At 61.3% G+C, this 13,178-nt stretch carries 12 protein-coding genes; 10 read left to right on the forward strand and 2 right to left on the reverse strand.

The features are described from left to right. The first annotated feature begins 128 nt into the window (after nt 1–128). The 9 genes from HNP33_RS03220 to HNP33_RS03260 all read left to right on the forward strand — a co-directional run bounded on the left by HNP33_RS03220 (nt 129) and on the right by HNP33_RS03260 (nt 9,716). Nucleotides 129–2,054 (forward strand): RecQ family ATP-dependent DNA helicase, encoded by a 1,926-nt coding sequence (locus tag HNP33_RS03220; RefSeq protein WP_184705194.1) that lies wholly within the window; start codon nt 129–131, stop codon nt 2,052–2,054. A gap of 134 nt (nt 2,055–2,188) precedes the next feature. Beyond that, nucleotides 2,189–3,022, forward strand: a complete 834-nt coding sequence (locus HNP33_RS03225) for a hypothetical protein (RefSeq protein WP_184705196.1) — start codon at nt 2,189–2,191, stop codon at nt 3,020–3,022. Between the two features lie 137 nt (nt 3,023–3,159). Continuing rightward, complete coding sequence (locus HNP33_RS03230) at nt 3,160–3,789, forward strand: ABC transporter ATP-binding protein (protein WP_184705198.1); 630 nt, start codon at nt 3,160–3,162, stop codon at nt 3,787–3,789. Further along, nucleotides 3,786–4,589: an ABC transporter permease gene (locus HNP33_RS03235; protein ID WP_184705200.1), complete on the forward strand. Its 804-nt coding sequence runs from the start codon at nt 3,786–3,788 to the stop codon at nt 4,587–4,589. Before HNP33_RS03230 ends, HNP33_RS03235 begins: the two co-directional genes overlap by 4 nt. 68 nt (nt 4,590–4,657) lie before the next feature. Further along, complete coding sequence (locus tag HNP33_RS03240) at nt 4,658–6,379, forward strand: acyl-CoA dehydrogenase family protein (protein WP_184705202.1); 1,722 nt, start codon at nt 4,658–4,660, stop codon at nt 6,377–6,379. Between the two features lie 13 nt (nt 6,380–6,392). Then, nucleotides 6,393–7,784, forward strand: a complete 1,392-nt coding sequence (locus tag HNP33_RS03245; RefSeq protein WP_184705204.1) for an L-serine ammonia-lyase — start codon at nt 6,393–6,395, stop codon at nt 7,782–7,784. A gap of 46 nt (nt 7,785–7,830) precedes the next feature. Beyond that, complete coding sequence (locus HNP33_RS03250; RefSeq protein ID WP_184705206.1) at nt 7,831–8,775, forward strand: LysR family transcriptional regulator; 945 nt, start codon at nt 7,831–7,833, stop codon at nt 8,773–8,775. Between the two features lie 170 nt (nt 8,776–8,945). Continuing rightward, entirely contained in the window at nt 8,946–9,371 is a 426-nt protein-coding gene (locus HNP33_RS03255) for a hotdog fold thioesterase (RefSeq protein WP_184705208.1), read from the forward strand. Between the two features lie 30 nt (nt 9,372–9,401). Further along, complete coding sequence (locus tag HNP33_RS03260) at nt 9,402–9,716, forward strand: cupin domain-containing protein (RefSeq protein WP_184705209.1); 315 nt, start codon at nt 9,402–9,404, stop codon at nt 9,714–9,716. A gap of 82 nt (nt 9,717–9,798) precedes the next feature. On the opposite strand, the gene HNP33_RS03265 is transcribed toward HNP33_RS03260, so the two are convergent. Next, a complete protein-coding gene (locus tag HNP33_RS03265; RefSeq protein WP_184705211.1) occupies nt 9,799–10,530 on the reverse strand; it encodes an aspartate/glutamate racemase family protein in 732 nt (243 codons plus the stop codon). Nucleotides 10,531–10,672: 142 nt separating this feature from the next. Then, entirely contained in the window at nt 10,673–11,557 is an 885-nt protein-coding gene (locus HNP33_RS03270) for an amino acid ABC transporter substrate-binding protein (RefSeq protein ID WP_184705213.1), read from the reverse strand. Nucleotides 11,558–11,781: 224 nt separating this feature from the next. Between HNP33_RS03270 and HNP33_RS03275 the strand changes: the two genes are divergently transcribed. Beyond that, complete coding sequence (locus HNP33_RS03275) at nt 11,782–12,999, forward strand: D-amino acid dehydrogenase (protein ID WP_184705215.1); 1,218 nt, start codon at nt 11,782–11,784, stop codon at nt 12,997–12,999. Nucleotides 13,000–13,178 lie beyond the last annotated feature (179 nt).

Here is a 13,178-nt window from a genome sequence, read left to right on the forward strand (position 1 = left end):
TCGCGCCGCAGGCCACCACGCCCAAGCACCTACAATGCCGGTGGCTGGCCCGAGTGCCAGAGTTTGACTCTTTTTAGCACTTTGAGCGCAACTGGCAAGCGCTACTAGCTATCATTTTTGAGAATACCTTGTCCCTTGCCCACACCGTCCTGCAGGACGCCTTTGGTTATGAGCATTTCCGTGGATCACAACAGGCCATCGTCGAGCATGTGATCGGTGGCGGCGATGCGCTGGTGCTGATGCCCACCGGCGGCGGCAAAAGCCTGTGCTACCAGATTCCGGCCATCGTGCGCCAACAACAGGACCAGGGCACGACCATCGTCATCTCCCCGCTGATCGCTCTGATGCAAGACCAGGTCAGCAGCATGCACGAAGTGGGTGTGGAAGCTGCCTTCCTCAATTCCACACTCGACTATGACCAGACACGCGATGTCGAGATGCAGTTGCTGTCGGGCGGCTACACCTTGCTGTACGTCGCACCCGAGCGCCTGAACACGCCGCGCTTCCTGGGACTGCTGGACGAGCTGCACGCCATGGGCAAGCTCGCGCTGTTTGCGATTGACGAAGCGCATTGCGTGAGCCAGTGGGGCCACGACTTTCGCCCCGAATACCGCGAACTCACCGTACTGCACGAACGCTACGCCGGCGTGCCACGCATCGCCCTCACCGCCACTGCCGATGCGCTGACGCGTGCCGATATCGTCGAGCGCCTGCAGCTCGAAGACGCACGGCAGTTCATCAGCAGCTTTGACCGGCCCAACATCCGCTACACCATCGTCGAAAAAAAGGACGCGACAACGCAGTTGCTGCGCTTCATCGAGCATGAGCATGACGGAGAAGCCGGCGTGGTGTACTGCCAGTCGCGCCGCAAGGTCGAAGAGCTCGCGGACGCATTGAACCAGGCGGGCATCAGCGCCCTGCCTTACCACGCGGGCCTGCCGCCCGAGGTTCGCCAACTGCACCAGAACCGCTTTCTGCGTGAAGAAAGCATCGTCATGGTGGCGACCATCGCCTTCGGCATGGGCATCAACAAACCCGATGTGCGTTTTGTGGCGCACGTGGACATGCCCAAGAACATCGAAAGCTATTACCAGGAAACCGGTCGCGGTGGCCGTGACGGTCTGCCCGCCGACGCCTGGATGGCCTATGGCCTGCAGGATGTAGTCAACCAGCGCCGCATGATCGACGAAAGCCCAGCGGACGACACCTTCAAACAGGTAATGCGCGGCAAGCTTGATGCCCTGCTCGCACTGGCCGAAGCCACTGACTGCCGCCGCGTACGCCTGCTCGCCTATTTTGGAGAACAGTACGGCACCGGCGGTGACCGTGATTCCGCTCACCCTGAGCTGGCCGCTGCAGCCGCCGGCAAGGCGCCGCGTTACCAATGCGGCAGCTGCGACAACTGCATCCATCCGCCCAAGACCTGGGACGGCACCGACGCCGCACGCAAGCTCCTGTCCACCATCTACCGCGCGCACGAGGCCAGCGACATCACCTTCGGCACGAGCCATATCATCGACATCGTGCGTGGCAAGGACACCGACAAGGTGCGCCAGTTCGGCCACGACAAACTGTCGACCTACGGTCTGGGCGACATGTACAGCGAAAGCCAGCTGCGGGGTGTGCTGCGCCAATTGCTGGCCGTTGGTGCCCTCGCCACCCAGAAGGTGCACACCGAAGCCGGCTACAGCTTTGAAACACTGACCCTGTGCGACGGCTCACGCGCCGTGCTGCGGGGCGAGCAAGCCGTGCAACTGCGCGAAGCCAGTGCCGCCAAAACCAGCCGAAGCCGCGTGCGCAACAACAAACCCGCCGCTGCAGCCCAGAACCTGGGGCCAGATGAACAGGTCCGCTTCATCAATCTCAAAGCCTGGCGCACTGAAATCGCCAAAGAACACAATGTTCCGGCCTACGTCGTCTTTGCTGACGCCACCTTGGCTGCCATCGCCCAGCGCAACCCACAATCCCTTGATGAACTGCAGGGCATCAGCGGCATCGGCGTGAAAAAACTGGAGGCGTATGGTGAGGACGTTTTGAAGATCTGTGCCGTCTAAATACAACTGATGCATTAATAGCTCTTGATTCAGTGCAAACAACCAAGAATTGGCGTTTCTGTTTTGTGAGCCTGTGTTCTAATTTACAAGTTTAATAAAAACTATTAAACAAAAAATTCATCAGGAGAAAATATATGTTCAAGAAATGGGCTGCATTGGGTTTATTGGCAGCAGTTGGGGTAGCACACGCATTCGCCCCGCAATCTGGTACCTGGGTAGTGACCTCTGAACTCAATGGCAAACCTGGTCGAGGTCTGGCCATTGATGTGCAGGACAAGACCCTGGTTATGCAAATGTATGCCTACGACGCCAGTGGCAATGCAACCTTTTATCTGACCAGCGGCACCTTCAGCAACAACCAATATTCGGGCACTCTCAATAAATATCGCGGAGGACGCTACTTGGGAAGCGGTGACCTGACTGGACAGGACAACGGCAACGATGGCACGGTGTCAATGCGCTTCGAATCAGGTACCAAGGGTTATGTGAAATTTCCGGGTGAACAGGAAAAGGAAATCACCCGCTTCAATTTTGCCTACGGCCCTAATCCGCAAAGCCTCAAGGGCCTGTGGCTTCTGACCCCCTTGATCTCCAGTGCGCCCCAATCCGATTTCGTGGATCTGGTCGAAGAGTTGGGACCCAGTGAGTACGGTAATGGCATGGTTGCAACCAAGGACAACCGCTTTGGCTGCGACAACCTGGTGCGCGGCCCGAATGCGGGTTGGGTCATGTGCGTAAAACTGAATGCATCCAACCAGCTTGCTCGCGGTTATTTCTTCAAGTATGCGGTCAATGATGGAGAAGGCTTCACTGGAGTGACTTCTACCACGATCGATGACATGCTGATCGTGCGCCGACTGACCAACAGCAGCGACGATGGAACTGGTGTGGTGCTGAAAAACGCTGACACGCAAGAGCCCGCCAGTCCTGCTGCGCTGCGCAAGGCTTTCGAGCAGATTGCCCAGTAAGAAAACCATCCGCCAATATCCGGCAGATCCCAAAAATGGATGGGACTGCCGGATTTTTTATTATCCGCCGCGCTTGCGCGCAAAGCATATCGGCATCAACCAACTATCGCTGATGGCCCAGGATTACACTGAGAGCGATGCGTCCCACTGTTCCGACTCGCCTATCCATCAAAGGTCTGCAAAGCCCCATTGCAGGCCCCTGCACACTGGATTTGCAGGCCGGAGAATGCGTCGCCATCATGGGTGCTTCGGGCGCTGGCAAGTCCGTCCTGCTGCGGCTGATTGCCGATCTGGACCCTGGTAGCGGGCAGGTGCTGCTCAATGGCCGGCCTCGCAGCCAGTTCAGTGGGCCCGCTTGGCGCCAGCAGGTGATGTATCTGGCAGCAGAACCGGCCTGGTGGGCAGATTCAGTGATGGCGCATTTTCTGCCAGATACCAGGTCAGAATTGCTGCAGCTGGGGGAGCAGCTCGGCCTGCGCAGCGGATTCATCGACATTCCCGTTGCGCAGCTCTCGACCGGCGAACGCCAAAGACTGGCGTTGCTGCGTGGTCTGCTGCGCAAACCGCAGGTGCTGCTGCTGGATGAGCCCACGGCAGCGCTCGACGAGGACTCCGTCTCCGCCGTTGAGCAGCTGCTGCGCAGCCGCCAGCAGCAAGGCCTGAGCCTGTTATGGGTGACCCATTCGCATCCCCAGGCGTCACGGGTGGCAAGCCGATGCCTGCGACTGCACGAACGGCAGCTGACGCCCATGGAGGCTGCGCAATGAACCAGGCTATCCACTTGCAGGCCCCCGATCTGCTGGTGGGCGCGTTACTGGTGCTGCTGGCCGCCGGTGCATCCTGGGCCATGCGGCTGCAACTGCAGCGCCAGGTGCTGTGGGCCTCGCTGCGCATGGTGGTGCAATTGCTGCTGGTGGGCTACGTGCTGCGCCTGGTGTTTCAGCACGCATCGCCTGCTGCAACCTTGGTGGTGGTCTGCGTGATGATTGCCGCAGCGGCGCGTGAAGTGGCAGTGCGGCCGCACCAGCGCCTGGCCGAAGGCGGCAACTACCAGATTGCCGGGCTTGTGGTGGCGTTGTCCAGCCTGTCCACCGTCATCCTCGCGCTGCTCACGGCCGTGCGGCCCGAGCCCTGGTTCGATGCGCGCTATGCCATTCCGCTGATGGGCATTGTGCTGGGCAGCGTACTCAATGCGGCAAGTCTGGGGCTGGACAGCTTTTTCGATGGCGTGCGCCAGGGCCGTGCCGCCATTGAAGCGCAACTCGCGCTGGGCGTGCCTTTCCGCCGGGCCATGGCGCAACATACCCGTGCTGCCATCCGCCGGGGGCTGATTCCCATCATCAACCAGATGACGGCTGCTGGCCTGATCACCTTGCCTGGCATCATGACGGGCCAGATCCTGGGCGGCATGGACCCGCTGGAAGCCGCCAAGTACCAGATCTTGCTTCTGTTTCTGCTGACCTTTGCGGGCGGTCTGGCTGCCGCCGGGAGCGTGCTGATTGCCACGCGCGCTCTGGGCGATGACCGCCAGCGCCTGCGCCTGGACCGCCTGCACCCCAACGCCTGACTGGCTTTGCACTTTGCCATAGGGCGACGGGGTTCCTAAAATGGAGCCATCGCATCTGGAGAGCAGCCATGGCACAGCGCGACAGGGACAACCTGGTGGATGAGTTGGTCGGCTACGACCCGCTGGGCAGCGATCCAGCCTTGCAGGCGGCTCTGGCGCGCGCTCAAGCACAGGCCTGGCTGCCAGGCCTGCAGCAGCACGCACGCACCGTGGGCAGCGCGGCGTTTGCACAATTGGCTGATCAGGCCAATCGCCATACTCCGCAATTGCTGCAGTGGGATGCACGCGGTCGACGCATCGATCAGGTGGAGTTTCACCCTGCGTGGCACCATGTGCTGGCTCACTACCGCTCGCAGCGGCTGATCGATATGCCGTTTTCCGGCGCGTCGTCCGCAGATGCGCCGCGCGGCCGCTGGAGCGCCTGGGCTGCCGGTTTTTACCTGCAGGGCCAAGCGGAGGCTGGCAGCCTGTGCCCCGCCACGATGACGACAGCCGCCATTCCCGTGCTGCGCAAGGAACCGGCGCTATGGGCGCAGATTGAGCACGGCATCACCAGCACCCGCCATGATGAACGCGACGCGCCACTGGCCGACAAGACCGCGCTGTGGGTGGGCATGGGCATGACCGAAAAGCAAGGCGGGTCGGACGTGCGCAGCAACACCACGGTGGCCTATCCCATGGGCGATTCAGGGCACGGCGGGCGTGGCACAGCATACCGGCTGCAAGGCCACAAATGGTTTTATTCGGTACCCACGGCAGATGCGCATCTGGTGGTGGCGCGCATGGCGGGCAGAGCGGGCGACGCGAACGCACTGCATGCGCCGCTGGCCTGCTTTTGGGTACCACGCTGGCGGCCCGATGGCACACGCAACACCGTGCTGGTGCAACGCCTCAAGGACAAGGTAGGCAACCGCAGCAATGCAAGCAGCGAAGTGGTGTTTGACGACGCCTACGGAGTACTGGTGGGCGAAGAGGGCCGCGGCATTGCCACCATCATGGAGATGGCCACCATCACACGCCTGTGCTGCGTTCTGGGCAGCAGTGCTCTGCTGCGCCAGGCCACCGTACAGGCGCTGTGGTCCGCCCGGCACAGGCAGGCATTCGGCGCGGCGCTGATCGAGCAGCCGCTGATGCAATCGGTGCTGGCAGACCTGGCACTGGAGAGCGAAGCCGCGCTGCTGCTGGCCATGCAACTGGCGCAGGCATTTGAAGACAGCAGCGCCCCCGACAAGCTGGCCGCGCAGGCCTGGCAGCGCATCATGACGCCAGCGGCCAAATTCTGGGTCTGCAAGCGCGCCATCACCTGCAGCGCAGAGGCCATGGAAGTACTGGGGGGCAATGGCTATATCGAAAGCTCCGCGCTGGCACGGCTCTACCGCGAAGCACCGGTCAATTCCATCTGGGAAGGCTCCGGCAATGTGATGTGTCTGGACGTGCTCAAAGCCATGCAGCGGGAACCCGATCTGCACGATGCGCTATGGAATGCATTGCAGACCATGGCGGCGGGCGATACACCAATTCAACAGGCCTTGCAGCGTCTGCAACGGCAGTGGCAAGCCTTCGAGCATGACGCCTGGGCGCAGCAAGCGCAGGCGCGCCAATGGGTGCAGCAACTCGTGCTGGTGGTACAGGCGGGTCTCATGCGGCGGTATGCGGACACTACCCGCGCCGATGCCTTTGTGACCAGCCGCCTCGGCCCGGACGGCTGCCTGGGCGTGGTTGGTGCTTCTCCCCTTGCCAAAGCACAGATCGCCGCTATCCTCGGCGCCAGTTTGCATTTGCAGGAATGAATGGGAGGCAGCCATGGCAGTCAGCGTGTTTGATTTGTTCAAGATCGGTATCGGGCCCAGTAGCTCGCACACCGTGGGGCCGATGCGCGCTGCACATGCCTTTGTGCAACGCCTGCAGCGGCAGGGCGTGCTGGTGCAAGTGGCGCGCCTGCGCTGCCAGCTGTTTGGCTCGTTAGGAGCCACCGGTATTGGCCATGCCAGCGACCGCGCAGTCATGCTGGGTCTGGCAGGCCACGCGCCCGATACGGTGGATGTGAACGCCGTTGATGCCATCATCAACCAGGTGCGCGATACACACCAGCTACTGCTGAATGGTGAACACACCATTGTGTTTGAGCCCGCTACCGACCTGCTGCTGATTGGCGATGTGAGCCTGCCGTTCCACCCCAATGGCATGCGGTTTGAAGCCTGGAATGCGCAGCATGACCTGCTCGACGCGCAAGCCTATTACTCGGTGGGCGGCGGCTTCATAGTCAGCGAAGAGGCGGCCCACGATACCGAGCGCCAGCAGGCAATCGCACCCGACACCGAGGTGCTGCCCCTGCCCTTTCACAGCGCAGCACAACTCTTGCAACAGGCGCAGGAGCATCAGCAGCCCATTGCGCAGATCATGCGCACCAACGAGCGCCATTGGCGCAGCGATGCTGAAATAGACAGTGGCCTGCTCAAGATCTGGCAGGCCATGCAAGACTGCGTGCAACGCGGCTGCACCACACAAGGCCGCTTGCCGGGGGGCCTGAATGTCAAACGCCGTGCCGCTGGTTTCTACGAGGGCCTCACCCAGCATGCGGACAGCCCCAGCACCGATCCGCTGCAGGTGATTGACTGGGTGAACCTGTTTGCACTGGCCGTCAACGAAGAAAACGCCGCAGGCGGGCGGGTGGTGACTGCGCCCACCAATGGTGCGGCCGGTATCGTGCCCGCCGTGCTGCACTACTACTGGCGCTTCGTGCCGGGCGCGACCGAAGCGGGCATCGTCGACTTCCTGCTGACGGCGGGAGCGATTGGCATTCTGTACAAGGAAAATGCTTCCATTTCCGGCGCCGAAGTGGGCTGCCAGGGCGAGGTGGGCGTCGCCTGCTCCATGGCGGCTGCGGGCCTGTGCGCGGTGCTGGGCGGCACCCCTGCACAGGTGGAAAACGCCGCTGAGATTGGCATGGAGCACCATCTGGGCCTGACCTGTGACCCCGTGGCAGGCCTGGTGCAGGTACCCTGCATCGAGCGCAATGCACTGGCCGCAGTCAAGGCCATCAACGCCGCCCGCATGGCGCTGCGCGGTGACGGATCGCATGTGGTGAGCCTGGACAAGGTGATCGAAACCATGCGAGCCACCGGCGCCGACATGATGAGCAAGTACAAGGAAACATCACTGGGCGGGCTAGCCGTGCACATCGTCGAGTGCTGAGCCACCGCGCCCATGTGCAAGCAGCCTTCCCTCTACAATCCCCGCCATGGCAATGCATTTTGATTTGGTAGACCTGCGCCTGATGGTGCACGTGGCAGACGCGAACAGCATGACGCGGGGGGCCGAGCTGTCGTTCATCTCCCTGCCCGCTGCCAGCACCCGCATCAAGAACCTCGAAGAGAGCATGGGCGTGAAGCTGCTCTACCGCACCAGCCAGGGCGTGACCCTGACCCTGCCCGGCCAGGCCTTTGTGCAGCATGCCCGCACCGTGCTCGGCCAGATTGAGCACCTGCGCGGCGACATGCAGGAATACGCGCGCGGCATCAAAGGCCATGTGCGGGTGTTTGCCAACACCACGGCGCTGGGCGAATTTTTGCCACCGGTGCTGCGCACCTATCTGCGCAAGCACCCGGATGTGGATATCGACCTGCGCGAGCGCCTGTCCAACGACATCATCCGTGCCGTGGGCGAAGGCCAAACCGACATTGGCATCGTGGCCGGTCAGGTGCGCACCGAAAGCCTGGTCTCCATGCCCTATCGCCGCGATCACCTGATCCTCGTCGTCAACCCCGAGCATCCGCTGGCCAAGCGAAAATCCGTCGCCTTTGGCGACACGCTGGATTTCGACTACGTGGGCCTGCATGAGTCCAGCGCCATTCATGCCTTCCTGCGCCAGCACAGCGACTTGCTGCATCGCCCGATCAAGCAGCGCATCCAGGTGGGTAATTTTGAAGCGGCCTGCCGCATGATCGAAGCCGGCGTGGGCATTGGCATCCTGCCGGAATCGGCCGCGCGGCGCCACGCCAAGATCATGGACATTCGCATCATCCAGCTGTCCGACGAATGGTCCAACCGCGAAATGCAGATTGTGGTGCGCAACCTCGAATCGCTGCCCTCATTTGCCCGTGAACTGGTGGAGCTGCTGGTTGAAGACGGCACTGCGGCCGACGATGCCGATGGCGCGGATAGCGACATACCCATCAGCAACTGACGGCGCATCATGGCGGCACGCTGGGAAGATCATGCCTGCGCGTTGCCAAAGCTGCCAATCTGGTCGCAAGCGCGTGAGCCATCAAAACACAGTGCTGCAAGCGATAGCCAGCTCAGCTGGCCGTCGCTATGCTGTGCCTCATCCCTCGCATGAACGCTGAAAGCCCTGCCATGACTGCCATCTGGAAAAAGCCCTTCTCATTGGACGCCCTGCGTGCAGCTGCGCGCAACACCGCCATCGAGCACCTGGGCATCGAATACCTGGAAATTGGTGACGACTACCTCGTAGGCCGTGTGCCTGTAGACCACCGCACCCACCAGCCCTATGGCTTGCTGCATGGCGGCGTGAGCGTGGTGCTGGCCGAAACCCTGGGCTCCGTGGGGGCCATGTTCTCCTCACCGCCCGACTGGCGCTGCGTGGGCCTTGACATCAACGCCAACCATATCCGCGGCGTGAAAAGCGGCTGGGTCACCGGCACGGCGCGCCCGGTGCATATAGGCCGCACCACCCAGGTCTGGCAGATCGACATGGTGAACGACGAAGGCAAGCTGACCTGCGTGTCGCGCATCACCATGGCGATGCTGCAGGAAGGCTGAGCCTCTCCAATCCGTCATTCCATCGCATCAATGACTCCACCCAAAGCATTAGATACCAACGCGATCAAGGTCGCACATCCGCAACCATGGTTCGCGCAGACGCTGACTTCCATCGATGGCGTGAACCTGCGTTACCGAGTGATGCGCGACACCATTGCATCCTTTCATGTGCATGACGATTCGCCAGAGTGCTTTCTTGTGCTCAGCGGCGAAGTGGTGGTGGATACCGAGGCAGGCCCTGTCACACTCACACCGGGGATGTTCTATCGTGTAGAACCTGGCATGTCCCATCGCAGCAGGGTGGTGGGTGAAGCCTGTCTGCTGATCATGGACAAGATGCCCTGACTCCCCTGATCAACGCTCAAACGCTATTGTTTTTAATCTATCAACGCATGATGGTCGTGCGCTGGTGGTCTATTCTCTCCATTTACTGGCTGTACGCCACCCGCGCCAAAGCACGGGCCAACTCCCAAGCGGGATCCACGAGGGGCAGACCTTCCACCTCCGGGGCGCCCGGCAGTGCCAGCGGAATTTCGGTGCATCCCATGATCAGCGGTACATCGCCATGGCGCAGCCGCATGGCGCGCGCCACCTGAGAGAAACAGGTGCGTGCCAAATTCAGTCTGTCCGCTTTCACCCCCTGGTAGATGCCTTGCATCAGCAACTCGCGCTCGGCATCCTGCGGCAAGTGCACGGTGATGCCGCAGGCAGCAAGCGCCTCGTCGTACAGGCCAATGCGGTAGGTTCCTTGCGTGGCCAGCAGCATGCAGGCGCGGTGGCCTTGCTGTTGCAGGCTCTCGGCCACTACGCGGGCAATGTGGAGCAGCTGCAGGCGCGGGTAGGCTTGTTGCAGGCGCTCGTGCCAGGCATGGGCGGTATTGCAGGCCATGGCCACGGCGGTGGCGCCCAAGGCCTGCAATTTGTCCATTCCGGTGCACATCATCGCAAAGGGATCCTCGGCAGCTTCTGGTGCCAGCAATGCCGCACTGCGATCAGCAATGGGCAGTTGCGCCAGCCAGTGCTCAGGGTAGGCCTGGTCGGTCACGACCGCACCGCTGGCCTTGAGTTGCTCGGCACAGGCCTGCACAAACAGGCGTGCAAAATCAGCGCCTGCTGCCGGCCCCATGCCGCCCAGAATGCCTACGGTTTTCGTGCTCATTACCCATTTCCCGATTTAAAAAACTTTGCCTGGACATTGTGTACCTGGCGCTGCCAGCGCCGGCCCCCTTCGCCCTGGAAACCGCAGCAGCAATAGAAAATGGCCCGTTTCCGGGCCATGCCAAAGCGCAGATAGCTATGTTTTAAATAGCTGGCTTGTCGCTTTGCGCGCCCAGATTATCCTTCAGCTCCTGGTTCATGGGCAGGCCCAACGCCTGGTTCTTGGGCGGAATGGGTTGCATGAACCACTTGTCGTACAGCTTGGTGAATTCTCCCGATTTCATCATGCCGCCGATCACACCATCGACGATCTTCTTGAATGCCGCATCGCCCTTGGGCAGCATGCAGGCATAGGGCTCCACTTGCAGAGCATCGGCCACCACATCGTAGGCCGCAGGATCCTTGGAGTTGGCCTTCAGGCCGAACAGCAGAATGTCATCCATTGCAAAGCCCGATGCACGGTCGTTTTCCATCAGCAGGAAGCCGTCCGCATGGTCCTTGGCCAAGGTGATGTTGATGTCCAGCTTCTGGTCGGCGCTGTACTTGCGCACCACAGGCAGGTTGGTCGTTCCGGTGGTGATCGCCAGCGTCTTGCCCTTCAGGTCAGCCCAGTTCTTGATGCCAGAGCTCTTCTTCACTGCCACGCGGGTACCGGTGTAGAAATAGTTGATGGCGAAATCCACATCCTTGTTGCGTGCGGAGTTGTTGGTGGTAGAGCCGCACTCCAGCGCCACGGTACCGTTCTGGATCAGAGGGATGCGATTGGCCGAGGTGACAGGCTGCCACTTCACCTTCAGGTCGGGCTTGCCGATTTCCTTGCGCACGACATCGGCTACGGCGTTGGAGATATCGACCGAGAAGCCAATGGCGTTCTGGCCACCGGCCAGGTAGCTGAATGGCACCGACGATTCGCGGTAGGCGAAGGTGATCTCGCCCGATTCCTTGGCCTTGGCCAGCACATCGGCGTGCGCGGCAGGCAGGCAGGCAATGGCGGCGGCAGCACAGACCAGCGACGTAACAAACTTCATATCGAAACCTCCTTGAATCAATCGATGTTGACAGTGTAGAAACCGATGATTTGTCCCAACAATGCCTTTTTGGGACAAACCTATAACGCCCGGTTATGGCACCAGGTGCACAGGGATTGTGCGTACCCGTACCCCCTATAAGCAAACGGTATGCCTGATGCGTATATTGCTATGTCTCAGCCGCAATGCAAGCGCCTATATTTAAGGGTTTTCAGGGGGTGGCTATGCACGTTTGCATTCTCGGCGCGGGTATTGTGGGTTTGGCAGCGGCGTATGAGCTGCAACAAGCGGGACACGAAGTCACCGTCATCGACAAGGCACCGCACGCTGGCATGGGCACCAGCATGGGCAATGGTGCGCAGCTGAGCTACAGCTACGTGCAGCCCCTGGCCGACCCCTCGATCTGGAAGCAGCTGCCCAAGCTGCTGTTCAATGAAGACTCGCCGCTCAAGTTTCGCCTGCAGGCCGATCCACACCAGTGGAAATGGGGCCTGCAGTTTCTGGCTGCCTGCAATGCCGAGCGCTCGGCCATCAGCACGCGCGAGCTGCTGCAGCTGGCCGCCACCAGCCGCCAGCACTTTGAAGCCATGCAGCAGCGTGTGCAAGGCGATTGGGATTACTCCACAACTGGCAAGCTGGTGCTCTACCCCACCCATGCAGCCGTGGAATCGGCCCGCCGCCAGCTCGATGTGCAAAGCACGCTGGGCAGCGCGCCGCAGCTCATCGTATCGCCCGACGAGGCCGTGGCGCTGGAGCCCGCCCTTGCCGCCTACCAGCCGCAATTTGCAGGCGCCGTGCACACGCCCAGCGAATGCGCTGCCGATTGCTACCAGGTGGCCCAGCAGCTGCAGGCCTGGCTGCAGCGCAACGGGGTGAAGTTTGTGATGAACACCGCTGTTCAAAACCTGCGCCGCGAAGGCGGCAAGATCGTAGCCGTACGCACAAGCCAGGGCGATATCACCGCCGACCACTACATGGTCGCCCTCGCCTTTGACAGCGTGGCGTTGTGCAAGCCACTGGGCATCGATCTGCCGGTGTATCCGCTCAAAGGCTATAGCCTGACCTTGAACGTCGCTGCCGCCAGCGACAAGGCGCCGCGCGTCAGCATCACCGACAGCGCACGCAAAGTCGTCTTTGCCCGTCTTGGTGATCGCCTGCGCGTGGCAGGCATGGTGGAGCTGGTGGGTAACGACCTGCGCATTCCGCAAGACAAGATTCAAAGCCTGTGTGATTCCACGCAGGCCGTCTTCCCGGGCTGCAGCGATTTCGCCGCGGTGGCCCCCTGGGCTGGCCTGCGTCCTGCAACGCCCACGGCAGTTCCCATTGCAAAACAGGCCGGTGCCAGCAACCTCTGGCTCAACACCGGCCATGGCGCGCTCGGGTTCACCCTGGCCTTCGGCACCGCCGCACAGCTGGCGCAGCAGATGGGCAAGGTCGCCTGAATTACTACAAAATTAATAGCATCTAGCGCATAGAGCCGCTTGTATGTTTACAGGTGTCGGGGTGAGGGACCAGAGCCGCTATCGGCTGTTGGCGCAGACCGACCGTGTTAGACCCCTCTCAACCCACCTCATAGCGTCGATAAGGAACTGCGCAGCACGCAGCCCTCAGGCTGCGTGAC

Source organism: Comamonas odontotermitis (assembly GCF_014207855.1).
GTDB lineage: Bacteria > Pseudomonadota > Gammaproteobacteria > Burkholderiales > Burkholderiaceae_C > Comamonas > Comamonas odontotermitis_A.